Below are 24,632 nucleotides of genomic sequence, written 5' to 3' on the forward strand. Positions count from 1 at the left end.
TGACGGGGGATATGGTTACTACTCTGAAGTAGTTTAACTATTCATAATCTAAACTGTGTATTGATGATTAGGTTCGTCAATACACAGTTTTTTTAATACATATTTTTGGACATGATTGTTGTTATCGGCCGCTTTAATTGGCATAATGGAACAGAATTACATTTTATGAGGTGAGAAGAGTGGCAAACGCATTTAGTAAGCTTAGGAAGTTTGTTGATAAAAGAATGACGGTTATCAAGCTAATCTTTGTGTTTTCAGTTTTGATATTCGTTGTTCGTCAACTTGCAAAGATTATCCGCGAAGTAAATGGGGAGCAATTCAAAAACGTGCTTGCTAGTCAATCTAAAGAATCTTTGGCAATCATGTTAGTTATAGGGTTCATTTCAATTATTCCGATGTTGATTTATGATTTTTCAATTGTTAAATTTTTACCGACTAAATTTTCGCCGGGGTACGTTGTTCGAAGCGGGTGGGTCGTCAACACCTTCACTAATTTATTAGGCTTTGGGGGCTTGCTAGGGGCCAGTTTACGAGCTCATTTTTATGGCAAGGGAGCTACGAGAAAACAAATCCTTTATGCGATCTCCAAGGTGGCCCTATTTTTAGTATCTGGGCTCTCTTTACTTTGTTTTACAGCTTTAGTGATGATTTTTGGTTTTGGCATTGGGACAATGTTTGCCCATTACTGGATTTGGCTAGTGGGTGGGGCTGCTTATTTTCCCAGCGTATTTGTATTTACCAAAATTAATAACTCGAATTTCTTTAAGGATTTAACCACTCGTCAAGAGCTAACGATGACCCTAGGTTCCTTTTTGGAATGGGGAAGTGCTTTAGGATTCTTTATTTTAATCGGTTTTTTAATGCATTTACCAATCGATTTGGCCCTTGTTATTCCAATTTTTGTGGTCGCTAACGTTGCTGGTGTTGTTTCAATGATTCCTGGTGGCTTGGGATCTTTTGATATTTTCATTATTATTGGCCTGGGATTCATTGGGGTTGCTAGAAGTGACGCCTTGGTCTGGATTTTACTGTACCGATTGTTTTATTATCTACTGCCATTCATTGTTGGGACAATTCTATTTGTTCACGATACTGGTCATAAGTTTAACCAATTTTTGGACGAACTACCTAGAATTATCATTCAGCGAGTCGCACAGGTCTTCCTAACCGGTTTTATGTACTTTTCTGGGGTCATGATGCTTTTATTTGCGACGGTCCCTAACGTTGTGATTACTAACCGACTGTATATCCGGCTCGTACCATATTCAATCTTTTTTGTGAGTCACATGATGAACATTATCGTGGCGTTCTTACTAATTGGGTTAGGCAGCGGTATTTGGGCCCGAACTAAGCGGGCATTTTGGCCAACGGTTGTGGTGGTGATTTTATCCATTCTAAATACCTGGTTTAATGAAGCGTTCACGTGGCGGATGATTACGGTATTCGTTGTTATTTTAGTAACCCTTTGGCTGTCAAGAGGCGTTCTTTATCGGGACCGAATGGCTAATTCCTGGGGTGCTTTAGTGTTGAATAGTTCGATATTTATTGTTACTTTCGTGGTTTATACCATGATTGGAATTGCAGCAAACAGGCATTCGCCGCTTCACTTTGATGCTGCCTATTTATTTCCATCAGAGGCGGTGTGGCTAATTGGGTTTGTGGGCTTGCTAATTGCCATACTCGTATTATTTATTACGAACATCTACTTAACTGCATACCGACCAGGCTGGTTGAGTGAGCCCTTTGATGCAAAACGGGTCAGAGGAGTGATCGATAAGTTTGGTGGCAATGAAAATAGCCATCTTGCTTTTTTGAGGGATAAGCAAATTTATTTTTATCAAGAAAATGGTGTTGACCAAGTTTTCTTTATGTATAAACAGGTCGCTGACAAACTCTTAATAATGGGTGAACCAGTTGGCAATCCGGCAAAGGTTGGCGCAGCCATTGATAACTTTATGACAACGGCTGATAAACAGGGATTAAAACTAATCTTCTATGAAATTAATCAGGCGTTAACGATGCAATTACATGAGAGTGGCTTTGATTTCATTAAAACTGGTGAAGATGGGTTGGTTGATCTCGATCAGTTTACCCTAAGTGGCAAGCGCCATCGTGGTGAGCGGGCGTTAATGCATAAATTTGATCGTGAGGGGTTTAAATTTGAAGTCGTTTCGCCACCGTTCACTAAGGAGTTTATGCAGACACTTAAGACTATTTCTGATGAGTGGCTTGGCAATAAGGGTGAAAAGGGCTTTTCCTTAGGCTTTTTCGATGATTACTATTTACGGCAAGCGCCGATTGCTGTCATGAAGAACGCAGCTGGTGAAATTGTCGCTTTTGCAAATATTATGCCAGATGGCAATAAACTCACGACCTCAATTGATTTGATGCGATCGTCCGCTAAGGCACCATCCGGAATTATGGATGGCGTTCTGATTAATTTGTACGAGGAATCACGCAAAAAGGGATTTAAATACTTTGATCTGGGGATGTCGCCACTATCAAATGTTGGGACTTCAAGGTTTAGCTTTACCCAGGAACGAATTGTTCATTTGATTTACCAGTATGGCTATAAGTTTTATAGTTTTGAGGGGTTACGTTCCTATAAAGATAAATATGTGGATAAGTGGGAATCGAAATACATTGCGTACTATCGTGGTAGCTCCCTAGTTTTCTCAGTTCTTCAAGTTTTGCTGATTGTTAATCGGCCTCGTAACCAAAACCCGGCTAGAATTCCTAAACTCTGGGATTTAATCTTAGATACTGATAGCAAGAATCACAGGTAATCGTTGTTATCTAATTTAGTAGTTAATGAAAAAAACGTAAGGCCCAAAAATGGTCTTGCGTTTTTTTAGATTAATTGGTTGAAGGAATACTGTTACTTAGCTTTTGGCATAAAATAGGATTCGATTTCTTCCAATGATTTATCTTTAGTTTCGGGAACGAACTTCCAAACACCTAGGAAACCAATGATATTCATGATCATAAAGAAGATAAAGGTCATTTTGCCACCCCAGGCACTGAGCATCATTGGTGTAAACTGACCAACGGCAAAGTTAGCACCCCAAAGGATCACCGTGCAAATTCCAGAAGCTCTGGCCCGAAGGTAGGTTGGAAAGAGCTCTGGGATCATAATCCAAGGAATTGGGCCCATTGAGAAAGCAAATGAGATCACAAATCCAAAGACACAGAGTAAGAGGATCATTCCGCTATTTCCACCAAACATCATGGCAATTGCCAAACTAAAGATGGTCATGAGAATTGAACCGGTCATCATGAGTGGTTTTCGGCCGGCCTTATCGATTAAAGTCGTTGCAATTATTGTTGCTAGCATGTTAACAACCCCAACACCAGCGGTTGCCATAAATTCTGAATTACCACCGAATCCGGCCATTTTAAAGATCGTGGGGCCATAGTACATAATGACGTTCATTCCAGCTGATTGGTTACAGAACGCCAAGAAGATGCCAATGAAAAGGGCTCGTCGTAACCCAGGTTGGAATAGTTTAGCTAGCGTTGAGTTACGATCTCGCCGGATAGCCGTTGCGATGGTTGTCATCTCGTCTTGAGCACCTTTAACACCATTAATCTTGACTAGAATATTAAATCCTTGTTCAACCTTTTCTTTTGAGATTAACCAACGGGGACTTTCAGGTGCGAATAGTAGTGCAATGAAAAATAGCAGTGCAGGCAAGGCACCGATTCCAATCATCCAGCGCCAGCCATGGAATAGCGTCCAATTATATGAGTGCAAATTAACAATCGTTAAATTAACAAAATAGGTAACGCAAATTCCAATTGTTGTGAGAAGTTGATAAAGTGACGAAAGCGTTCCCCGGATGTTAGCCGGGGCAACCTCGGAAATGTAAGTAACTGCCAAGGCTGAAGATAGTCCAATTCCCAAGCCACCAATGATTCTAGCTGCGATTAACTCCCCAGGTGTACGCGTAAAAGCTGAAAGTAGGGCGGCAAAGAAAAAGAGAATTGCCCCAATCATCAGGATTTTTCGGCGACCAAAGCGATCACTTAGAAAGCCGGAGAACGCAACTCCAACGACACCACCAATCATAATACTAGAGGTAATTAACCCCTCCATTGCTGGTGATAGATGATACAAATCCTTTAAAAAACCAATTGCGCCGGAAATACACGAGGTATCGTATCCATATAAAAGTCCAGCCATTCCAGCGGCCAGGGCAATTAGTGTAACGAAGCCCCAGTGTGTCTGGTTATTTGATTCTTGAGCCATTTAAAAACCCCCTAATTAAATTAACTTTCTTATTGTAAAATTTACTGAACTTTACTATATTAGTATACAAATCATTTCTAATCAGGTCAAGCGCTTCCATTTGGGTCACCCTGTGACTTAATAAAGTCTCAAGATCGGTATCATAGCGGTCCTATATCACAAATGGTTTATTAATAACTCTGATTATCAGGCCACACAATGATGGTTGACATCGGCGTGAAAATGCGGTAAATTCTATTTGAGTAAAATTTACTAAAATAAAAGTAGAGGGATGAAATTTATGATTTCTGAAGATGTCCAAACTGAATTTAAACAGAAGTTTGGTTATGATTCTAGCCGTGTATTTTTTTCACCAGGGCGAATTAATTTGATTGGTGAATATACGGACTTTAACGGTGGTCACGTTTTTCCATGTGCCATTAGTATGGGAATATATGCCGCTTATGGCGAACGCAACGACGATAAGGTTCGAATGTACTCAGCTAACGTTGCCGATCAAGGGATTGTTACCTTTTCTTTAGATGATTTGGCCTATGATAAGGCTGATGGCTGGGCAAATTATCCTAAGGGAATGATGGCAGAGATCATTAATCAAGGGCATCAAATCGGTCATGGATTTGATTTAGCGATTAACGGTAATTTGCCTGATGCGGCTGGCTTATCATCTTCTGCTGCAATCGAGTTATTAACGGGCGAAATCATGAATGACGTCTTTTCACTTAACATTAAAGAGCTAGATCTCGTTAAGTATGGGAAACTTGTTGAAAACAACTTTATTGGTGTTAATTCGGGGATTATGGATCAGTTTGCGATCGGCATGGGGAAAAAGGATCAGGCTGTTTTGCTTGATACTAACACGTTGGATTACGACTATGTTCCTGTGAAGCTAGGCCATAACGTGATTGTGATTATGAATACCAAAAAGCATCGGCAATTACAGGATTCCAAGTATAACGAGCGGCGTTCTCAATGTGAGGAAGCACTCAAACGATTGCAAACTAAGCTTGATATTAACAGTTTGGGTGATTTAACTGAAACGGAATTTGATGAAAACAGTTATTTAATTAACGATGATGTTTTAATCCGGCGGGCCCGCCACGCTGTGTTCGAAAATCAGCGGACATTACAAGCCAAGAAAGCGTTAGTTGACAACGATCTGCAACAATTTGGCAAATTGATTAATGCTTCTCATATTTCCCTACACTATGATTTTGAAGTAACGGGCAAGGAGCTTGACACGCTTGCTGAAACCGCCTGGAAACAGCCGGGAGTCATTGGTGCGCGAATGACTGGTGCTGGTTTTGGTGGTTGCGCAATTGCGATTGTTGACCGCGATAAAGTTGATGCGTTCAAGGAAAATGTTGGGAAAGTCTACGAAAAAACGATTGGTCACCCAGCGGAATTTTATATCGCTGAAGTTTCGGATGGTCCTAGAGAGATTAAATGAAGACTATCGCGTGAATCTTAGTAATGGGTGACATAAACTGTTAATTACAAACTATTTTTGGTTGAGATTAATTTAATGATTTTTGATAATAAGGAGGATATTTAAATGGCAATTTTAGTATTAGGTGGCGCTGGCTATATTGGTTCTCATACCGTTGATCGCTTGATTGCAAACGGTTATGATGTTGCCGTTGTCGACAACTTGGTGACTGGCCATAAAGCGGCAATTAATAAGAAGGCTCGTTTTTATGAGGGGGATGTTCGGGATAAGCAATTTCTGAACAGTGTCTTTGATAAAGAAAACATTGAAGGGGTCATCCACTTTGCAGCCTTTTCCGTTGTTCCAGAGTCAATGGCAAAGCCACTAAAATACTTTGATAATAATACGGGTGGCATGATCAGTTTACTTGAAGTGATGCATGAACACGATGTGAAGAAAATTGTCTTTTCATCAACTGCGGCTACGTACGGTGAGCCTAAACAAATCCCTATCAAGGAAACGGATCCCCAGGTGCCAACCAATCCATACGGTGAAAGTAAGTTAGCCATGGAAAAGATTATGCATTGGAGTGACGTTGCTTATGGCATTAAATTTGTGGCATTACGTTACTTTAATGTTGCCGGGGCAAAAGCAGACGGGTCAATCGGTGAAGATCACCACCCAGAAACCCATCTCGTACCAATTATTTTACAAGTGGCCTCCGGTGAACGTGATGAATTAACGATCTTTGGTGACGATTACGATACGCCGGATGGCACCAATGTTCGGGACTATGTTCACGTGGTTGATTTGGCGGATGCGCACATCTTGGCATTGAAATATCTTCAGGCCGGAAATGATTCTGATGCTTTCAATTTGGGATCATCAACTGGATTTTCAAACAAGCAAATGTTAGATGCGGCTAGGGAAGTGACCGGCAAGCCAATTCCTGCCACAATGGGCCCAAGGCGAGCTGGTGATCCAAGTACATTGATTGCTGCCAGTGATAAGGCCCGTAAAGTTCTGGGTTGGAAGCCACAATTTGATGACGTTCATGAAATTATTAAGACCGCTTGGAATTGGAAACAAACCCATCCAAAGGGTTACGACGATCGGAAAGGAAACAAGTGATAATGAGCCAATCAGCCGTTGAAAAGTTTGTCGATTTAATTATCCAGTCGGACTCACCTTATACGAATGTTGACCGAATTTACGTTACGAATTTAGTTTTTCGATTAATTGGGGATGGCTTTGGTGAAGCAACAAAAAATGAGTCAGCTGTTGACCTTGCCAATGAATTGGTTGATTTAGCCGTTAGTCATGGGAAAATTGCCGATTCAATCACTAATCGAGAAATTCTAGAAGATCAGTTAATGGATTTATTAACACCAATTCCGTCAAAATTGAACACGATTTTTTGGACGAGATACCAGCAATCACCCGAAGCAGCCACTGATTACTTTTATCATTTGAGTCAAAGCAACGACTATATTAAGACCCGGGCAATTGCTAAAAATATCTCCTATAAGACGAAAACGGCATATGGTGATCTTGAAATCACGATTAATTTGTCTAAGCCTGAAAAAGACCCCAAAGCAATTGCCGCTGCAGGCCGAAAGAAATCAACTAGCTATCCTGTAGGGCCGCTTGCCATTGAAAACGAGGGGTACCTCGGTAGATTAGGCTATCCAGCTCGAAGTAATCATCGGGTAATTCGAATGATGATTAACGGTGAACCGTGGGGATTTCAATACTCGCCATACGCCTATTTTGGTGAGCACGCTATCTTTTTAAACCAAAAGCACGTTCCGATGTCGATTAATCAGCGAACCTTCGTTAATTTAACTGATATCATCAAGCAGCTGCCGCATTATTTTGTAGGTAGTAACGCTGATTTGCCAATTGTGGGAGGCTCGTTATTAGCCCAAGATCACTATCAAGGTGGGCGTCATACTTTTCCAATGATGAAGGCAAAGATTGATCGGCCGATTGATTTAGGAATTGACGGTTTGGAAGCTGGAATCGTCAAATGGCCAATGGCAACAATTCGGTTGCTCAGTGAGGATGCTAATAAAGTCGTTGATGCCGCCACAAAGATTGCGGCGACTTGGAAAGATTACTCAGACGAGTCCGTTGACATCCGGGCATACACGGATGGTACCCGTCATCATACAGTTACCCCAATTGCTCGAATGAATGGTGATAAGTTCGAGATGGACGTTGTGTTGCGTGATAACCAGACTTCTGCTGATTACCCTGATGGGATTTTCCACCCTCATAAGGATGTTCAACATATTAAGAAGGAAAATATTGGCCTAATTGAAGTGATGGGCAGGGCAATTCTTCCTGCACGATTGAAGACGGAAATGAAAGAGGTTGAAAAATATGTTCTCGGTGAAGATAACCAGATTGCTGAGTATCATAAGCCGTGGGCTGACCAATTGAAGCAACGTGATCACTTCACGAAAGGAAATGTTGAAACGGTTATTGATAAAGAAGTTGGATTAGTGTTCGCCAGGGTTTTAGAAGATGCTGGCGTCTATAAATGGAATGGATCGGGCCAAGCAGCCTTTGATCGGTTCATTCAAACACTGAGTTAATTTGATAATAGAAGGGGTCTGGATCCACACAAGTGTGTGGTCTAAAGAGCCCTTTTTTTGTGGTATGATTAAGAGTAATTTATTTTAAGTTCTTAAATTTTTAGGAGGATCCTCATGAAATTTATTGCATACAATGTCAGGGATGATGAAATCCCGTTTATTGAAAAGTGGGGGAAGGATAACCAAATTGACGTTCAGTACACGACGACAACTTTAACCCCAGAAACCCTTGAAGAAGCACAGGGGTGTGATGGCATCTCTGGCTTGCAGACAATTCCATACTCAAGGGATTTGTTCGAAGCTTTTAATAAGTTCGGCATTAAGTACTTGGCATTGCGAAACGTTGGCACGGATAATGTTGACCTACAAGCAGCAAAGGACAATGACGTGACGATAACGAATGTTCCCGCATATAGTCCGGAGAGTATTGCAGAATTTGCAGTAACGATGGCCCTGTATTTGACAAGAAAAGTAGGTTATATGCAACAACAATTAAGACAGAAACAGCAATTTCATTTTTCGCCTGATTTTATGGGGCGCCTCATTAGTGAACAAACGGTCGGAATTGTTGGGACGGGCAGGATTGGCCGCCATGCAATTCAGCTATTTAAAGGTCTTGGCGCAAAGGTGATTGCATATGACAAATATCCAATTAAGAATTCCAAGCTTGACTTTCAATATACAACTAGTTTGGCAGATCTGATTACACAAAGTGATATTATCAGTTTGCACATGCCGGCAACTGATGACAATTACCATCAATTTAATCATGAAACGTTCGAGTTGATGAAAGATACTGCCATTTTAATTAACACGGCTAGGGGGTCAATTGTCGATACGGACGACTTGATTTACGCACTCCAAAGTGGCGAAATTGCCGGTGCGGGAATTGATACGGTTGAAAATGAGTCGGCAGACCTGCAAGATTCCCGATCTTCCAAACAGGTTACCGATGCAGACGTTATTAAGCTCTCAATGATGCCTAATGTGTTAATCACGCCACATTCTGCCTTTCATACAACTAAATCAGTAATGAACATGGTGACTATTTCCTTGAACAATTTAAAGGCGTTGGCCTCAGGAAACAAAGTTGACGATCAGGTTAATTAGTAGTTAATTTGTTAAATAAAAAGATGATAACTTAAAAGAAGCTAGCGTGAGTTAAGAATTCTAGTTTTGGGACATTACGTAGCTTTCTGATTAGTGTGGTCAATCTGGTCGCGGCTTCTATATCGATTAGCTAAAACAAACGGTTGCTCTCGGCTAGTTAGCAAAAATCCCAATCATTCCTTGCCCCGGAATGATTGGGATTTTTCGTTAACTTCTAGAATTGAAGTGCTTACTGTCTTAATTTGTTTGCTTTTAGTTTAAATGTCAATTTGTGATTGATTAAATATCATAGTCACTATCATTCATTGACTCGACGTTGCCAAGTAAATAACCATTTCCAACTTGAGAGAAAAAGTCATGATTAGCAGTTGAAGTTGAGATCCCGTTCATCACGATCGGGTTTACATCTTCCGCAGTATCTGGGAAGAGAGGATCTTGACCTAAATTCATTAGCGCTTTATTGGCGTTATACCTAATGAAGGTTAAGACATCTTCTGTCCAACCAATTTGGTCATATAAGAGATGAGTATACTTTTCTTCGTTTGCGTAAAGCTTGTAGAGCAAATCGTATAACCAATTCTTCAAGTCTTCCTGTTTTGGTTGGGGAAGTTGATTATAACCAATTTGGAACTTGTAACCAATGTAAGTTCCGTGGACAGATTCATCCCGTAAAATCAGTTTGATGATTTCGGCAACATTAGGAATTTTATTATGGCCAAGGTACCAAAGTGGGGTATAGAATCCTGAGTAAAATAGAAATGTTTCTAAGAAGACACTGGCAATTTTCTTCTTAAGCGGATCTGGTTCGCTAACGTAGATACCATGGATCTTAAGTGCCTTGTTTTGTAAGAATTCCTCAGTATCACTCCAATCAAAGATTTCATCAATTTGTTCCGGCGTATTTAAGGTTGAAAAAATCGATGAGTAACTTTTGGCGTGCACTGATTCCATAAATTGGATATTGTTTAAAACGGCAGTCTCATGCTGAGTTTTGACGTCTTTTCGCAGGGATGCCATTCCTTCTTGGGACTGTAAGGTATCAAGTAAGGTTAAGCCACCAAAAATGTGGCCAACAACCCATTGATGATCTTCGTCTAACGTACGCCAATCCGATAGATCATTTGATAGCGGAATTCGGGTATCTAACCAGAATTGCTCGGTTAGCTTCTCCCAGGTTGCTTTATCAATCTGATCATCAATTGCGTTCCAATTTATTGCTTTATAGTTTTCAGTCATTATGATCCCCCTAGATAACGCAACTTTCACATTGATTTGAGCCAACCTCTTGTTGGTCATCAGTGAAAGTTCGGATGTAATAAATTGATTTTACACCTTTTTTATGAGCATAGTTACGAAGAATGTTAAGATCTCTGGTCGTCATCTTATTAGTTCGGCCATCTTTCCATTCATACAGTCCAGCTGGAATGGTTGATCGCATGAAGAGTGTCAATGCCATTCCCTGATCGATATGTTCCTGGGCGGCAGCGTAAATGTCAATCACTTTTCGCATGTCCATGTCGTAAGCTGATGTGTAATAAGGCATGGTATCATTAGAGAGGTATGGCGCTGGGTAGTAAATTTTGCCAATTTTTGATTCTTGCCGTTCTTCAATTCGATTAATAATTGGATGAAGGCTGGCAGTAGTATCGTTGATGTATGAAATGGAACCATTTGGTGCTACAGCTAATCTGTTTTGATGGTATAGGCCGTATTTCATAACAGATTCCTTCAAAGCCTGCCAGTCTTCCTTGGTTGGTATCATATCATTTGTGAATAGTGCCTTTACTTTATCTGATTTTGGTGCATAAGAATTCTCGAAATATTTATCGAAATATGTCCCGTCTGCGTACTTGCTCTTTTCAAAGTTATCGAAGGTCTTATGGCGTTCCTTGGCGATCTTGTTAGAAGCAACCAAACTCCAATAATTAAGAAGCATAAAATAAGTACTGGTAAACTCAATTGATTCTGGTGAACCATAGTGCATGTGATGCTTTGCAAAGAAGCTATGAAGCCCCATTGCGCCCAGGCCAATCGAATGAGATTCGTGGTTTCCTTTTTGAATAGAAGGGACCACATCGATATTGGAATGATCGGTTACATAGGTTAATGCCCGAACCATAGTTTCAATGGAATGACCAAAATGAGTTGAATTCATCATATTATTAATGTTTGTTGAACCAAGGTTACACGAAATATCTTTGCCAAGTTTGATATAATGTTGTTCGTTATCAACCGTTGATGGTGTTTGAACTTGAAGAATTTCTGAACAAAGGTTACTCATCACGATTCTACCGTCGATTGGATTAACTCGATTAGCGGTATCGATGTTGATAATATACGGATAACCAGATTCTTGTTGTAGCTTGCTAATCTCCGTTTCAAGATCACGAGCCTTTATCTTGGTCTTCTTGATGTTGTCGTTAGCAACTAATCGATCATACTCTTTAGTAATATCAATGTATGAAAATGGTTTACCATACTCCCGTTCAACATCGTAAGGACTAAACAAATACATGTCAGCGTCTGCTTTAATGAGCTCATAGAACTTATCAGGAACGGTTATCCCAAGTGAGAGTGTCTTTAAGCGGATTTTTTCATCAGCGTTTTCTTTTTTGGCACCTAAGAAGGAAATGATGTCCGGATGAAAGACTGATAGATAGACGACGCCAGCACCCTGTCGTTGACCCAATTGGTTAGAATATGAGAAACTATCTTCTAACAATTTCATAACGGGAACGACGCCGGATGCAGCACCTTCGATATGTTTAATTGGATCACCAGCAGCTCGTAGGTTAGAGAGGTTAATGCCAACGCCACCACCGATTCTTGACAATTGAAGGGCAGAATTGATGGTGCGGCCAATTGTGTTCATATCATCGGTTGTTTGAATTAAGAAACACGAGACGAATTCGCCTCGGTTTTCGCGGCCGGCGTTTAGGAACGATGGGGTTGCCGGTTGATAACGTTGGTGAATAATTTCATCAGCCAAAGCCATTGCCAAGTCTTCATTTCCATCCGCAAAATAAAGTGCATTTACGGCAACTCGATCCAAAAAGGTTTCTAAGTACGAATCGTTATCGTTAGTCTTAAGCGCATATTGTGCATAGAATTTATAAGCGGCCATAAATGATTTAAAGTGAAAATCTTGGGATTGAAGATAGCTGTATAGCTTTTCAATAAAATCAAAATCATATTTATTAATAAAGTCTTTTTCATAGTAGTTATTGGCGACTAAGTAATTAAAGCGAGCTTTCAAGCTGTCAAATTTAACGAGGTTTGGGCCAACGTTTTTGTCTAAGAATGCTTGGAGGGCTTCTTGATCCTTCTGCAATGGAATTTGACCGTTAACAGGAATGTTAATTTCATTGTTGAGGTCAAAATAAGAGGTGTCTGTTAGGTTGTGAAGTGACATAGTTTGAACCACGCTTTCCTAAATTTGCGAATAAAATAAGCGAGACCAAATTGTGGTTTCGCCCGTAAGTGATTAGTTGGATATGGTAAAATAGATAAAGACTAATTACCCAGCAATAGATTGCAGTTGATCTGGTCGAAAGCCGCTGAATGCTTGTTTGCCATCGACATCTACGACAGGGACTGCCATAAATCCGCGCTTTTTGAGGTAGTCGACATACTGTGGCTGTTCGTTGATATTGTGTTCTTCGAATGCAACGTTATGTTCTGTAAGGTAACGCTTTGTCATTTTGCACTGCATGCAATTATTCTTTGAATATAAAGTGATTTTTGACATTTCAATCATCTTCTCCTTCTAGTCGTTTTTCATTTATGGTTACAGTTTACACTAATTGAGAGAAAAATCAACGATAAGAACACAAGATATTGTGATTCAAATTGGATAATCCACAAAATATGGGATTCTTCCCAAAGAATAGAACAGGAGCTAATTTATGAGCGATAATCAATTTTATTATTCAAAAAATCCGGATGTTGAATCAAAGCCTATGACCTGGAATTTTTCACTGTTAAAAAACAACTTAGTGTTCACTTCAGACAACGGTGTGTTTTCTAAACACACTGTCGATTATGGGAGCCGGATCTTAGTCAATCATATCAATTATTCAATTATCCCAGCTGGAAAAATTCTTGATTTAGGTACTGGGTATGGTCCAATTGGAATTGCGATTGCCAAAGCATTTCCCAACCGGCACGTTGACATGGTTGATGTGAACGAATTGGCACTTTCCCTTGCCAAAAAGAATGCGGCTGATAATCAGGTTGATAATGTGACGATTTTTAGTAGCGATGTTTATCAACAAATTGATGATCAATACGCGGCCATTGTCACTAATCCGCCAGTCAGAGCTGGTAAAAAAGTTGTTGATGCCATGATTGCTGGAGCCACTGACCATCTTTTGCCAACGGGAACCTTGACTGTCGTGCTCCAAAAGAAACAGGGAGCACCGTCTGCCAAGAAATTGATGGGTCAGATTTTTGGCAATTGTGATATTTTAAAACGGGATAAAGGCTATTATATCTTACAAAGCATTAAAAAGTGAGGTTGCACCATGGTAGTAACAAATAATGACCATTTCATGCGGGCGGCGCTGGTTGAGGCTCAAAAGGCGTTTATAATTGGGGAGGTTCCAATCGGTGCAGTGATTGTCTATGACGGTAAAATTATTGGCCGTGGCCATAACTTAAGGGAGCATTTAAATGATGGCATCGCGCATGCTGAGATCATGGCGATTCAAGAAGCTTGTGGGGCCTTGAATAGTTGGCGTTTAATTGATTGTGATATATACGTCACGATTGAACCCTGTCTCATGTGTTCAGGGGCAATCATCAATTCGCGAATTCGGTCTGTTTACTTTGGTTCTAGAGATCCTAAGGCCGGTGCGGTTGAAAGTTTGTACCAAGTTCTTGGCGATTCACGGCTTAATCATCAAGTTAATGTCACCGAAGGAATCCTTAGCGACCAGTGTTCTCAGATAATGAAGGACTTTTTTAAAGCGGCCCGAAAAAGAAAAAAGAAAAACTGACTGGAAATTTTTATCAAAGTAAGTTATGATTGATATTGCCGCAAGGCCCTGAGACAAGGGTCGGGTTACGAACTGTGTCAGATCCGGAAGGAAGCAGCACTAAGTATCATCGACCTTGTGTCTCTTGATTATGAAATTTAGACTCCCAGCAGATATTGCTGGGAGATTTTTTTGTGAAAGAGTGTGGCATTAAGCGGTTCGCAATCGGTTTATAAACCGCCCTCGAGGGAAATTTCCGGGTTGGAATTTTTCTTAAGTGTGCTTATTATAGGCAGTTAGCGGCTTGGTGGGACATGTTTCTTAAATTGCCTAGAAGCTAGGAATTCCCAACTTGGGTTTCTGGGACGAGGCTTATGTGCGAGCCCCTACTTTACAGAGCAATCCTAGTTTATGTAAAACAAAGCAGTTTCTTAGTATCCTGTAATAGCGTTGCCGTATCTATAAACAAAGTTTTCATTGATCACGGTAGCCTTAATAAACTTCAGTTGGTCGGCAACGTATTTCCCACATTTCTATTGGCATTATTCTTCATTTCATCATATAATTATTGAGATGTTTTTATTGACTGTTTTAAAAGTGGGCTATCTTTTTTGGAGGGTTTAGTAATGAGCTATCAAGCTTTGTATCGGGTATGGCGGCCTCAGCGATTTGATGAAATCGTTGGGCAGTCGATAATTACACGGACGTTAAAAAATGCCTTAATTACTAAACAAATTAGTCACGCTTATTTGTTTACTGGTCCCCGGGGAACTGGGAAGACCTCTGCGGCAAAAATATTTGCCAAAGCTGTTAATTGTCATTATTTAAAGGATGGTGAACCTTGCAATCAGTGTGAAACTTGTAAGGCAATTAATGAAGGCAGCCTAAACGACGTTATTGAAATTGATGCTGCGTCAAATAACGGGGTTGAAGAAATCCGTGATATTAGGGATAAGGCTAAGTATGCGCCCACCCAAGCGGACTATAAAGTTTATATTATCGATGAAGTTCATATGCTTTCAACGGGTGCTTTTAACGCGCTGCTAAAAACGTTGGAGGAGCCGCCAACAAACGTCATTTTTATCTTGGCGACAACTGAACCTCATAAGATTCCTGCAACTATCATCTCACGAACCCAGAAATTTGACTTTAAACGAATTAAGCCTAAGGATATTTTGGAGCGAATGGCATATATTCTTAAGCAAAAAGACGTTTCCTATGACGACCGGGCGCTTAAGCTCATTGCCAAGGCCGCTGAGGGCGGAATGCGGGATGCTTTAAGTATCTTGGATCAGGCAATGTCTTATGGGGATAACCAAATTACGTATGAAAATGCACTGTTGGTTACAGGCAGCGTGACTAATGAGCTGCTAACGACGTACATGGAACAGGTCCATCAAAAAGATACAAAGAGTGCCCTGATGACCGTGCAGAAGATCCTTGATGGTGGTAAGGACGCAAGTCGATTCATTGAAGATCTAACGAGTTACTGTCAGGATATTCTCCTGTATCAGCAAGATCCCCAGATGGTTGAACAAATGGAATTGGGGATTATTGATGATCAGTTCAAAAAGCTGAGTGGTGAAATTAGTGACCAAGATATTTATCAGATGATTAATGAATTAAATGAGATTTCAAATTCATTACGGTTTACTGCTCATCCAGACGTTTATCTTGAAGTTTTAACCGTTAAAATTACCCATCTCGATGAAAACAGCTCACCAAAAGCCGTTAACTCGGCGACAGCGCCTCAAACTAACGCAAAGGTTGCGGATCAAATTACGAGGTTAACTGACCAAGTGGCTCAGTTGCAGCAAGAAATTGACAGTTTAAAACAGTTGCCAGTTACCAATTCGGACGAACCAGGTGAATCAGTGCAGTCGGCACCGAAATCGGTGGCAGCAAAGCCGGTTAATGAACACGTTGAGATTGCCAAAATTTATCCAATCCTTGGTTCAGCAACTCGAAAGCAGTTGAACCAGTTTAAGGAAGTTTGGCCAGACTTGATGAATACCTTGACCGTTACCCAGCGTGCGGTGATGCATGTTTCTAAGCCGGTTGCTGCCAGTGCCAATGGCGTAATTGTTTCCTTTGACTATTCATTCCTATATCAAAAAGCCCAAGGGGATCGAGAGCTTAGGGATGCGTTGGAGAATAACCTTGATCGGATTGTCGGTAAGGCACCACAGATTGTGTTTGTGCCCGAAAATCAATGGCCGGATATTCGCCGCGACTATTTAGCAAGTCATAAGGCTAAGCTGGCAACTGGCAAGCAGGAAGCGGCTGATCCAGACCCAAAAGCTGAGCCTAGCGATGATGAGAACGAGAAACCCGTCGTTAAGAAGGCTGAAGAACTATTTGGAAAAGAAATTTTAGATATTAAAAACGATTAATTGGAGGAATATGACGATGATGAATGGTATGAATAGAAATAATATGATGAAGCAAATGAAAAAGATGCAAAAGCAACTGGCAGAGGAACAAGACAACTTAAAGCAACAGGAATTTACTGGTGTTGCACCAGATGACATGGTTAAAGTGACCTTCAACGGAGAACGTAAGATGACGGATATTCGAATTAAGCCTGAGGCAATTGATCCTGATGATCCGGAGATGCTTGCTGACTTAGTATTAGCTGCTGTTAACGATGGCTTAACCAAAGTTGAAAAGACGACGCAACAAACCCTAGGTAAGTACACAAAGGGTCTTCCAGGAATGTAAGCCGTGTTTAGAAGGGAAAATTATGCAATATCCAGAACCAATTGCTAAATTAATTGATAGTTACATGAAGCTTCCTGGAATTGGCAGTAAGACAGCCACCCGGCTAGCATTTTACACTGTTGATATGAATAAAGACGATGTTTTGGCGTTCTCCAAAGCCCTTATTGCCACTAAGAAGGATCTTCATTATTGTTCTATTTGTGGTAATTTAACCGATGAGGACCCTTGTGAAATTTGTCGGGATAAGAATCGAGATCAATCGACCATCCTGGTGGTTGAGGAACCAAAAGACGTTATGGTCATGGAACGGGTTCAAGAATACCACGGTCTCTATCACGTTTTACATGGCGTATTATCACCGATTGAGGGTAAGGGGCCTGAAGATCTTAATATCAGCTCTTTAATTAAGCGGCTACAGCAAAACAAAGAAGTTAAGGAAGTCATTGTGGCCACAAATGCAACGCCTGAGGGTGAAGCAACTGCAATGTATTTGAGTAAATTAATCAAACCGGCTGGTATCAAGGTAACCCGGCTGGCTCACGGATTGTCCGTTGGGTCTGATATTGAGTATGCCGATGAAGTGACACTATTTAAGGCGGTACAAGGACGAACTGAAATTTAATAAGGGGTGTGCAAGATGTTTTTCAACCGGTGGAAACATCGAAATGTAAAAGCTGAATATGACGAGCGGCTCCTGGCATTAATAAACAATTTAAAGGAAGAGTGGGATCACGCTGCTCAGACTCAAAACGCCGTCGCTGATAGTGATATCGAAATGGAACAGGAAACGGCTTTGGCACGCCAAAAATATTTTTTCATATATAAAGAAGCTCGGATTCGAAAAATTAAGAATGACCAAATTCAACCATCCGTCATTAGCTATGATCGTAATGAATTCGAATAGTTGATGGTAACTTTTAAGAAGATTAAGCCAATCTATTTTGAGAATCAGATGATGCCTGATATCGTTATGGCAAAAGAGTGACTCATAACTAATTTATGTATTTTGCAATGACCTTCTTGATTAGTGATAGCGGCAATGCATAAATTAATGACGAGTCACTTTTTTCTTTTGAAATAGACAGGCAAAACAACATATCGTACAATTAACTTAAATGTAGGAGTGAGGAATTGGGATGAATGGCAAGTTTGTAACGTTTGAAGGTCCTGATGGGGCTGGCAAGACTTCGGTGATGAACAAAGTAATTGTCCCGATCAAACAAGAAATTGGTAATCGTTTGTTGGTTACTCGAGAACCCGGTGGCAATAAAATATCTGAAGAAATCCGTCACGTCATTTTAAATCGGGATAATACCGAAATGGATTATCGAACTGAAGCACTTCTCTACGCCGCTGCCAGAAGACAGCATTTGATTGAAACAATTTTGCCAGCGCTCGATGCTGGTAAATTAGTTCTATGTGATCGATACGTCGATAGTTCGGTGGCATACCAAGGTGCTGGCCGGGGAATTGGGATGGATCAGGTTGCCCGAATGAATGAATTTGCGACCGAAGCATTATTGCCAGCCAAAACAATTTACTTCGACATTCCAGTTGAAATCGGTTTAAATCGGATATCCAAGCATCGTGATAGTAGCAAGATTGATCGATTAGATGTGGAAACAACAGCATTTCATAAACGAGTTCATGCCGGTTATATGGAAATTAGGAAAAATAATCCAGACCGGTTTGTCACAATTGACGCGACCCAATCCTTTAGTCAGGTTGTGGCGGATACGCTTGACACGATTCACCAAATTGCAGCTGAGTATTTTAAGGAGAGTTGATTTATGAAATTAGTAATTGCAATCGTTCAGGACAAGGATGCTAATAAATTACGATCAGTGTTTGTAGCCCACGATATCATTGCCACTCGGTTTTCAACCACTGGTAGTTTCTTGCGGGCAGGTAACACCACTTATTTGATTGCGATTGACGATGACAAAGTGGATTTAGTACTGAGTTTAATTAAGGAAACTTGTTCTGCTCGCCAGCAGTTTATGACACCACCCGTTAGTTTGAACGGAGATACGGCGGAGCATACATTTCCAATTGAAGTCCAGGTTGGCGGTGCTACTGTGATGGTATTGCCAATTGAACAATTCCATCAATTTTAGAAGGGACCTTTCATGGCAGAAAACGTTGTTGCAGTTGCTCAAAAAAAGCAACCACAGCTGTTTAATCAATTTATGAATTTAGTCAGCAATAATGAACTGTCCCACGCCTATTTATTTACTGGTGAGGATGGGGCTGGTCAATTTTCAGTCGCTATGGGAGTAGCCATGCGGCTTTTTTGCACTAATGTTCAAGACGGGGTGCCATGCGGAAAGTGTCCAGAATGTATCCGAATTATGCATTATGATCATCCAGATGTTGTTGTTACGAAGCCGGATGGTCAAAGCATTAAAGTTGATCAGATTCGTCACGTTAAGAGCGAATTTACTAAGAGCGCGATGGAAGGCTCTAAGAAAGTGTTTATCATTTCAGGGGCCGAAAAGATGACAACCGGCGCTGCAAATAGTTTGCTTAAGTTTATTGAGGAGCCTACAGGAAACGTTGTTAGCTTTTTAATTAGCCAGAATCGTAATTTAGTATTACCAACAATTATCTCCCGAACACAGGTCGTTGAATTCCCGAGTTTGAGTAAGCCACAAATGGTTGCTGAATTGAAACAAAGTGGCGTGCTGCCAAGCCAGATTAATTTGTTAATGGCAATTACAAACAGTCGAAATGAAATTGATGAATTGATTAAGGATGATTGGTTTGGTGAGATGCAAAAAACGATCACTAAATGGTTCAGTTATTTAGTTAAGGATGATTTAATGGCAATGCCGTTTATTCAAATGGCGTTGATGCCAGAGGTTGGTGGTAAGGATCGTCAGCGGATTATTTTGACCATGATGATTAATATATTTGATGATGTATTAGGGATTAAATATGGCACGTTGGATGATAAGAACGTTAAATATCCAGCGGCAACTAATCAAATGCATCAAGCGGCGACTGATTGGACTAGCCAGCAGTTGATGACAATTCTTGATGACCTTTTGGCAATGAACAGTAGTATGACGGTTAATGTTAATTTCCAAAACATTGTCGAATCAGTCACATTAAAAATTCTCAAAGTTGCCAAGTCATAATTATTGAAAGGTGATAAAATCGTGGAATCCCAAAGCTTATATGATGAATTAAAAGAGATGGATACTCGACTTAACGCCACTGCGGCTAATTTCTCTCATTTACATGAATCTTTGATTGAATTGATGGAAAAGAACGCAGAATTAGAAATTGAAAACCAGCATTTACGGGAGCGGGTAACGGAGATCACCGAAAAGGTTGGTCAAAACTCACCGCAGTTATCAAAATCTCGTAAAAACCTCGAGAAGTTGTACAATGAGGGGTTTCACGTTTGTAATGAATATTATGGCAAACGCCGAGAAAATGATGAGGATTGTATTTTTTGTACTGACATTATATATGGTAGAAGAGACTAGGGGATAATTGTGGAAACGCAGAAAAGTTTTGATCCAGCAGCTAAATACGGAACACTTTATTTGGTCCCAACCCCAATTGGTAATCTGGGTGACATGACATATCGAGCGGTTGAGGTGCTCAAGAATGCTGATCTGATTGCTTCTGAAGATACTAGAAATACCCAGAAGCTACTAAACCATTTTGAAATTGAGACTAAGCAAATGAGTTTCCATGAGCATAATACCAATCAGCGGATTCCAGAGTTAATTGCAAAGCTAAAACAGGGAATTACGATTGCCCAGGTTAGTGATGCGGGGATGCCTTCAATTAGTGACCCAGGTCATGAACTAGTCGTTGCCTGTATCAGTCAGTCAATCCGAGTTGTGCCATTACCAGGTGCAAACGCAGGACTAACAGCATTGATTGCTTCTGGGATTTCACCCCAACCCTTTTATTTTTATGGCTTTCTGCCCCGTAAGCCTAAAGATCAGCGGGAAGAACTTGATAACCTCAAAAATTATCAAGAGACGCTGATTTTTTACGAAGCCCCTCATCGGTTAAAAAAAACGTTAAAAGCTTTATTAGCCCATTTCGGTGAAAAGCGTCACGCTGCCCTTTGCAGGGAGTTGACTAAAAAACACGAGGAATTTATTCGTGGTGACTTGGGTGCACTTTATCAGTGGGCAGATACGACTGAAATCCGTGGGGAATTTGTTATGATAGTGGCAGGAAATGCTAATCCACAAATTGCAGATAACAATCCACTTGAGGGAATGAGTACAAACCAACAGGTTGATTTCCATATTAAGAATGGCCTTAGTGTTAATGAAGCAATTAAACGAGTTGCTAAGGATCACGGTGTCAGAAAACAAATTGTTTATAACGAATACCACGACATTAAGTAATATAGAAAGAAGAAGTGCCCATGGCTGCCAAAGAATTTAGTGAATACCACACAATTCCATTTTATGAATGTGACGTTAATAACCAGGTTACGATTCCAATGCTAATTAACATCTTAATCTTAGCTTCAGAACATCAAAATACCGAGCTCGGGGTTGATCAAGCGGCCCTCATTTCTAAGTTTGGGATTGGTTGGGTGGTTATTTCATACTCGATTAAAATTAACAGGTTACCCACTAATAACGCAACGGTTAAGATGACAACCAGGGGAACCTCCTATAACCGCTATTTTGCATATCGTGAGTTTTGGCTCCATGATGAGCAGGGAAACGAATTAGTAAAGGTCGAAAGTGTGTGGGTCTTGATGGATGAGAAGAAACGTAAGATTACGCCCATGACTGACGAAATCATCGCGCCTTACCATTCTGAAAAGGTAAAGCGGGTACCACGATTGCCTAGGCCTGAAATCATTAAGAATTTGGCAGACGCGACAGCAAAGAAGTATCAAGTTCGGTGTAGTGATATTGATTTTAACGGTCACGTCAACAATTCTCACTACTTAGAGTGGATGACGGATGCTTTATCGATGGAATTTTTAGATACTCATACGCCAAAACAGATCGACATTCGTTTTGATAATGAAGTTAAATATGGCAACTTGGTTACGAGCTCAGTAGTTGTTGATTCTCAGGATCATGATAGAATTAAAACAGTTCATGAAATTACTGCCAATGATGAGATTTCAGCAAGTGCAATGTTTATTTGGCGTCAAAATAACACAAAGGGTAATAATTAATAATGAAAATTTTAGCAATTGATACTTCTAACCGTCCACTTTCGGTAGCGGTTATGGATGATGATAATTTATTAGCGGAAACGACGCTTACAACCCATCGGAAGCACGCTGAGTTCTTGATGCCGGTAATTGAAGACCTCGTTAAAAAAGCTGATTTGGTTCCAACTGATTTGGATCGGGTCGTGGTTGCCGCTGGGCCCGGGTCATATACGGGCATCAGAATGGCTGTTACGGCAGCAAAAACAATTGCAGCTACGTTGCACATTGAGTTAACAATGGTGTCAAGCTTATTGACCCTCTGTCTAAATGTTTCTCGTCCCAATGTGTTTCTTAACCCAATTTTTGATGGCCGTAATCAAAATATGTTTACCGGTCTCTATAAACTCGATGATACCGGCAGGCCAGTCACAGTGATTGAAGATCAACACACCAACTTGACTGACTGGGTAAAATTATTGAATCATTACGATGAGAAAATTATGATTATGGGTGATACGGCTGCATTTGAATCACAGTTACGTGAGTCTTTGGCTGACCGGTTGATTATTGCTGATAAATTAACCGACATCCCGAATGCTGCTCGACTAGGCAACTATGGCCGCAGCCTTGCGCCAGTTTCGAATATCGACGCGGTTGTGCCACGATACTTACGGTTAACAAAGGCCGAAGCCGATTGGCAAAAAGTTCATCCTAACGAGGATACCCATCATTATGTTGAAAAAATTTAAAACTTGGTTTAATAAAAATTTTTATAATAAGGAAGCTCAATTACGGCAACGATACTTGGATATCAAGAATCACGACGTGGAGATCAATGGGATTAAATACTTTCTAGCAAAAGCGATGATTCCTGATATCCCGGAGATCTTAGGAATTGAACGAGCCGTCTATGGTGGTCAAACCCCTTGGGATGACCGGGCATTTCGAAGCGAGTTGATGAGAAAAAATGACCGGTTATATTTAGTCTTGCGACGAAATGACTGGCTGGTTGCGTTTATTGGTTGCTCATTGAACGATCATACAAGAGATTGTCATATCACAAACGTTGCGGTAGCCCCTAATTTTCAAAATCATGGATTAGGGTATTTTTTGGTAACCACAATTATTAAGAAAGCCCGGCAAATGGAGTATGATAAGGTTACTCTAGAGGTTCGGGTAAGCAATACGCGCGCTCAAAAGTTATATCGAGACATTGGGTTTATCGATAATGGTCTCAAGAAAGACTATTATTACAATGACCGTGAAGATGCCCTTAACATGATATTAGATATTACTAAGATTGGTTAAAGATGATAGAAATGAGATGGAATTAGTGACGAGAAATTTAATCCTTTCCTTTGAAAGTAGTTGTGACGAAACGTCGGTTGCCGTTATTGAAAATGGTGATACGATTCTTTCAAACATTGTTGCAACCCAAATTAAAAGCCACCAACGGTTTGGTGGGGTTGTTCCAGAAGTTGCCAGCCGCCATCACATTGAACAGATAACGAGCTGTATAGAAGACGCACTCAACCAAGCGGAGGTTGACTATGATGATTTGACAGCTGTTGCCGTGACATATGGTCCTGGGCTTGTCGGGGCATTGTTAATCGGTGTGACGGCAGCTAAAGTGGTTGCTTGGGCACATGGCTTACCATTGATCCCAGTTAATCATTTGGCTGGACATATCTATGCGGCACATTTAGTTGAACCGATTGAATTTCCAGCAATGGCGTTAGTTGTTTCCGGTGGTCACACTGAATTAGTCTATATGCCCACAGAAAATAAGTTTGAGATTATTGGTGAGACTCGCGACGACGCGGCTGGAGAAGCTTATGATAAAATTGGCCGGGTATTAGGAATCAATTACCCAGCTGGAAAACCCGTTGACGAAATGGCACATCGCGGCCATGATACGTTTAAGTTTCCACGGGCGATGGATAATGATGAAAGCTTTGATTTTAGTTTTAGCGGTCTAAAGAGTGCTTTTATTAATACCGTCCATCATGCGGATCAGATTCATAAACAGCTTAATAAAGACGACTTAGCTGCTAGTTTCCAGCAAGCAGTTATTGATGTTTTATCTGACAAAACGGTGCGGGCGTTACACGACTATCCTGTTAAACAACTGATTTTAGCAGGGGGCGTTGCAGCTAACAAGGGGCTTCGAGACCGGCTTACTGAGGATATGAAGCACTTCTCTCAAACAAAGCTTGAGCTTGTCCCACTCTCGTTATGTGGTGACAACGCGGCCATGATTGGGGCCGCAGGTGAAATGCTTTATCGTCATCATGTGCGGGCTGATGCAACGTTGAACGCAGATCCAGGCTTGGAGTTTGACTGGCTTAAACAACCTCAATCAATTGAATAAAAAAACAATCCAAGCGTAAATTCGATT

The 24,632-nt window shown here is 40.7% G+C and carries 24 protein-coding genes and 1 other RNA gene; 21 read left to right on the plus strand and 4 right to left on the minus strand.

The window, feature by feature from the left end:
- The first annotated feature begins 224 nt into the window (after window positions 1–224).
- Window positions 225–2,786, plus strand: coding sequence for a bifunctional lysylphosphatidylglycerol flippase/synthetase MprF (gene mprF, locus FC98_RS11095; RefSeq protein ID WP_056949580.1), 2,562 nt, complete (start codon window positions 225–227; stop codon window positions 2,784–2,786).
- 92 nt (window positions 2,787–2,878) lie between these two features.
- Here the strand turns inward: mprF and FC98_RS11100 are convergent, their stop codons facing one another.
- Window positions 2,879–4,249, minus strand: a complete 1,371-nt coding sequence (locus tag FC98_RS11100; RefSeq protein ID WP_008856305.1) for a sugar porter family MFS transporter — start codon at window positions 4,247–4,249, stop codon at window positions 2,879–2,881.
- A gap of 280 nt (window positions 4,250–4,529) precedes the next feature.
- Between FC98_RS11100 and FC98_RS11105 the strand changes: the two genes are divergently transcribed.
- The 4 genes from FC98_RS11105 (at window position 4,530) to FC98_RS11120 (ending at window position 9,385) form a co-directional block, all read left to right on the plus strand.
- Window positions 4,530–5,696, plus strand: a complete 1,167-nt coding sequence (locus FC98_RS11105) for a galactokinase (protein ID WP_172633915.1) — start codon at window positions 4,530–4,532, stop codon at window positions 5,694–5,696.
- Between the two features lie 105 nt (window positions 5,697–5,801).
- Entirely contained in the window at window positions 5,802–6,806 is a 1,005-nt protein-coding gene (gene galE, locus FC98_RS11110; protein WP_008856303.1) for a UDP-glucose 4-epimerase GalE, read from the plus strand.
- Between the two features lie 2 nt (window positions 6,807–6,808).
- Window positions 6,809–8,275 (plus strand): UDP-glucose--hexose-1-phosphate uridylyltransferase, encoded by a 1,467-nt coding sequence (locus tag FC98_RS11115; protein WP_056949572.1) that lies wholly within the window; start codon window positions 6,809–6,811, stop codon window positions 8,273–8,275.
- Between the two features lie 114 nt (window positions 8,276–8,389).
- The gene (locus FC98_RS11120; RefSeq protein ID WP_008856301.1) at window positions 8,390–9,385 is read left to right on the plus strand and encodes a D-2-hydroxyacid dehydrogenase; all 996 of its coding nucleotides are present in this window, start codon (window positions 8,390–8,392) and stop codon (window positions 9,383–9,385) included.
- Between the two features lie 279 nt (window positions 9,386–9,664).
- Here FC98_RS11120 and nrdF read toward each other — a convergent pair whose 3' ends face one another.
- From nrdF to nrdH, 3 genes are all read right to left on the minus strand, one after another.
- Window positions 9,665–10,621 (minus strand): class 1b ribonucleoside-diphosphate reductase subunit beta, encoded by a 957-nt coding sequence (gene nrdF, locus FC98_RS11125; protein ID WP_054655600.1) that lies wholly within the window; start codon window positions 10,619–10,621, stop codon window positions 9,665–9,667.
- Window positions 10,622–10,631: 10 nt separating this feature from the next.
- A complete protein-coding gene (gene nrdE, locus FC98_RS11130) occupies window positions 10,632–12,797 on the minus strand; it encodes a class 1b ribonucleoside-diphosphate reductase subunit alpha (protein WP_056949573.1) in 2,166 nt (721 codons plus the stop codon).
- 105 nt (window positions 12,798–12,902) lie between these two features.
- Window positions 12,903–13,133, minus strand: coding sequence for a glutaredoxin-like protein NrdH (gene nrdH / locus FC98_RS11135; RefSeq protein WP_040471263.1), 231 nt, complete (start codon window positions 13,131–13,133; stop codon window positions 12,903–12,905).
- A 157-nt stretch (window positions 13,134–13,290) separates the two neighbouring features.
- Here nrdH and FC98_RS11140 point away from each other — a divergent pair, with 157 nt between their 5' ends.
- From FC98_RS11140 to tsaD, 16 genes are all read left to right on the plus strand, one after another.
- Window positions 13,291–13,899 (plus strand): class I SAM-dependent methyltransferase, encoded by a 609-nt coding sequence (locus FC98_RS11140; RefSeq protein WP_056949574.1) that lies wholly within the window; start codon window positions 13,291–13,293, stop codon window positions 13,897–13,899.
- A 9-nt stretch (window positions 13,900–13,908) separates the two neighbouring features.
- Entirely contained in the window at window positions 13,909–14,382 is a 474-nt protein-coding gene (gene tadA, locus FC98_RS11145) for a tRNA adenosine(34) deaminase TadA (protein ID WP_008856296.1), read from the plus strand.
- 45 nt (window positions 14,383–14,427) lie between these two features.
- Window positions 14,428–14,514: signal recognition particle sRNA small type (ffs, locus tag FC98_RS14380), an RNA gene on the plus strand.
- A gap of 473 nt (window positions 14,515–14,987) precedes the next feature.
- Window positions 14,988–16,754, plus strand: a complete 1,767-nt coding sequence (gene dnaX / locus FC98_RS11150; protein WP_056949575.1) for a DNA polymerase III subunit gamma/tau — start codon at window positions 14,988–14,990, stop codon at window positions 16,752–16,754.
- Window positions 16,755–16,770: 16 nt separating this feature from the next.
- A complete protein-coding gene (locus FC98_RS11155) occupies window positions 16,771–17,082 on the plus strand; it encodes a YbaB/EbfC family nucleoid-associated protein (RefSeq protein ID WP_040471237.1) in 312 nt (103 codons plus the stop codon).
- Between the two features lie 22 nt (window positions 17,083–17,104).
- Window positions 17,105–17,704: a recombination mediator RecR gene (gene recR / locus FC98_RS11160; RefSeq protein WP_008856293.1), complete on the plus strand. Its 600-nt coding sequence runs from the start codon at window positions 17,105–17,107 to the stop codon at window positions 17,702–17,704.
- 15 nt (window positions 17,705–17,719) lie between these two features.
- Window positions 17,720–17,986: a YaaL family protein gene (locus tag FC98_RS11165; protein ID WP_056949576.1), complete on the plus strand. Its 267-nt coding sequence runs from the start codon at window positions 17,720–17,722 to the stop codon at window positions 17,984–17,986.
- Window positions 17,987–18,218: 232 nt separating this feature from the next.
- Window positions 18,219–18,869: a dTMP kinase gene (gene tmk, locus FC98_RS11170; protein ID WP_054655604.1), complete on the plus strand. Its 651-nt coding sequence runs from the start codon at window positions 18,219–18,221 to the stop codon at window positions 18,867–18,869.
- Between the two features lie 3 nt (window positions 18,870–18,872).
- On the plus strand, window positions 18,873–19,199 hold the full coding sequence (locus FC98_RS11175) for a cyclic-di-AMP receptor (RefSeq protein WP_008856289.1): 327 nt from the start codon (window positions 18,873–18,875) through the stop codon (window positions 19,197–19,199).
- Window positions 19,200–19,211: 12 nt separating this feature from the next.
- Window positions 19,212–20,222 (plus strand): DNA polymerase III subunit delta', encoded by a 1,011-nt coding sequence (gene holB / locus FC98_RS11180; RefSeq protein ID WP_008856288.1) that lies wholly within the window; start codon window positions 19,212–19,214, stop codon window positions 20,220–20,222.
- A gap of 21 nt (window positions 20,223–20,243) precedes the next feature.
- Entirely contained in the window at window positions 20,244–20,576 is a 333-nt protein-coding gene (locus FC98_RS11185; protein ID WP_040471236.1) for a DNA replication initiation control protein YabA, read from the plus strand.
- A gap of 9 nt (window positions 20,577–20,585) precedes the next feature.
- Window positions 20,586–21,461, plus strand: coding sequence for a 16S rRNA (cytidine(1402)-2'-O)-methyltransferase (gene rsmI / locus FC98_RS11190; RefSeq protein WP_008856286.1), 876 nt, complete (start codon window positions 20,586–20,588; stop codon window positions 21,459–21,461).
- A gap of 20 nt (window positions 21,462–21,481) precedes the next feature.
- Window positions 21,482–22,255, plus strand: a complete 774-nt coding sequence (locus FC98_RS11195) for an acyl-[acyl-carrier-protein] thioesterase (protein ID WP_054655608.1) — start codon at window positions 21,482–21,484, stop codon at window positions 22,253–22,255.
- A gap of 2 nt (window positions 22,256–22,257) precedes the next feature.
- Window positions 22,258–22,983 carry a tRNA (adenosine(37)-N6)-threonylcarbamoyltransferase complex dimerization subunit type 1 TsaB gene (gene tsaB, locus FC98_RS11200; RefSeq protein ID WP_054655610.1) on the plus strand — a complete coding sequence of 242 codons (726 nt, stop codon included), beginning with the start codon at window positions 22,258–22,260 and terminating at the stop codon, window positions 22,981–22,983.
- Window positions 22,967–23,542, plus strand: a complete 576-nt coding sequence (gene rimI / locus FC98_RS11205; protein ID WP_008856283.1) for a ribosomal protein S18-alanine N-acetyltransferase — start codon at window positions 22,967–22,969, stop codon at window positions 23,540–23,542. Before tsaB ends, rimI begins: the two co-directional genes overlap by 17 nt.
- Window positions 23,543–23,558: 16 nt before the next feature.
- The gene (gene tsaD / locus FC98_RS11210; protein WP_040471261.1) at window positions 23,559–24,605 is read left to right on the plus strand and encodes a tRNA (adenosine(37)-N6)-threonylcarbamoyltransferase complex transferase subunit TsaD; all 1,047 of its coding nucleotides are present in this window, start codon (window positions 23,559–23,561) and stop codon (window positions 24,603–24,605) included.
- Window positions 24,606–24,632 lie beyond the last annotated feature (27 nt).

Source organism: Lentilactobacillus kisonensis DSM 19906 = JCM 15041, assembly GCF_001434135.1.
GTDB lineage: Bacteria > Bacillota > Bacilli > Lactobacillales > Lactobacillaceae > Lentilactobacillus > Lentilactobacillus kisonensis.

Excerpts from the sequence above, each read along its gene's own strand:
- FC98_RS11105 (WP_172633915.1), top strand. The coding sequence starts at position 4,530 with ATGATTTCTGAAGATGTCCAAACTGAATTTAAACAGAAGTTTGGTTAT.
- rimI (WP_008856283.1), top strand. The coding sequence starts at position 22,967 with ATGTTGAAAAAATTTAAAACTTGGTTTAATAAAAATTTTTATAATAAG.
- nrdH (WP_040471263.1), bottom strand. The coding sequence starts at position 13,133 with ATGTCAAAAATCACTTTATATTCAAAGAATAATTGCATGCAGTGCAAA.
- recR (WP_008856293.1), top strand. The coding sequence starts at position 17,105 with ATGCAATATCCAGAACCAATTGCTAAATTAATTGATAGTTACATGAAG.
- FC98_RS11175 (WP_008856289.1), top strand. The coding sequence starts at position 18,873 with ATGAAATTAGTAATTGCAATCGTTCAGGACAAGGATGCTAATAAATTA.
- holB (WP_008856288.1), top strand. The coding sequence starts at position 19,212 with ATGGCAGAAAACGTTGTTGCAGTTGCTCAAAAAAAGCAACCACAGCTG.
- tsaB (WP_054655610.1), top strand. The coding sequence starts at position 22,258 with ATGAAAATTTTAGCAATTGATACTTCTAACCGTCCACTTTCGGTAGCG.
- FC98_RS11165 (WP_056949576.1), top strand. The coding sequence starts at position 17,720 with ATGTTTTTCAACCGGTGGAAACATCGAAATGTAAAAGCTGAATATGAC.
- dnaX (WP_056949575.1), top strand. The coding sequence starts at position 14,988 with ATGAGCTATCAAGCTTTGTATCGGGTATGGCGGCCTCAGCGATTTGAT.
- FC98_RS11115 (WP_056949572.1), top strand. The coding sequence starts at position 6,809 with ATGAGCCAATCAGCCGTTGAAAAGTTTGTCGATTTAATTATCCAGTCG.
- FC98_RS11100 (WP_008856305.1), bottom strand. The coding sequence starts at position 4,249 with ATGGCTCAAGAATCAAATAACCAGACACACTGGGGCTTCGTTACACTA.
- galE (WP_008856303.1), top strand. The coding sequence starts at position 5,802 with ATGGCAATTTTAGTATTAGGTGGCGCTGGCTATATTGGTTCTCATACC.
- nrdF (WP_054655600.1), bottom strand. The coding sequence starts at position 10,621 with ATGACTGAAAACTATAAAGCAATAAATTGGAACGCAATTGATGATCAG.
- FC98_RS11155 (WP_040471237.1), top strand. The coding sequence starts at position 16,771 with ATGATGAATGGTATGAATAGAAATAATATGATGAAGCAAATGAAAAAG.
- tmk (WP_054655604.1), top strand. The coding sequence starts at position 18,219 with ATGAATGGCAAGTTTGTAACGTTTGAAGGTCCTGATGGGGCTGGCAAG.
- FC98_RS11140 (WP_056949574.1), top strand. The coding sequence starts at position 13,291 with ATGAGCGATAATCAATTTTATTATTCAAAAAATCCGGATGTTGAATCA.
- tsaD (WP_040471261.1), top strand. The coding sequence starts at position 23,559 with ATGGAATTAGTGACGAGAAATTTAATCCTTTCCTTTGAAAGTAGTTGT.
- FC98_RS11195 (WP_054655608.1), top strand. The coding sequence starts at position 21,482 with ATGGCTGCCAAAGAATTTAGTGAATACCACACAATTCCATTTTATGAA.
- tadA (WP_008856296.1), top strand. The coding sequence starts at position 13,909 with ATGGTAGTAACAAATAATGACCATTTCATGCGGGCGGCGCTGGTTGAG.
- nrdE (WP_056949573.1), bottom strand. The coding sequence starts at position 12,797 with ATGTCACTTCACAACCTAACAGACACCTCTTATTTTGACCTCAACAAT.
- FC98_RS11120 (WP_008856301.1), top strand. The coding sequence starts at position 8,390 with ATGAAATTTATTGCATACAATGTCAGGGATGATGAAATCCCGTTTATT.
- mprF (WP_056949580.1), top strand. The coding sequence starts at position 225 with ATGACGGTTATCAAGCTAATCTTTGTGTTTTCAGTTTTGATATTCGTT.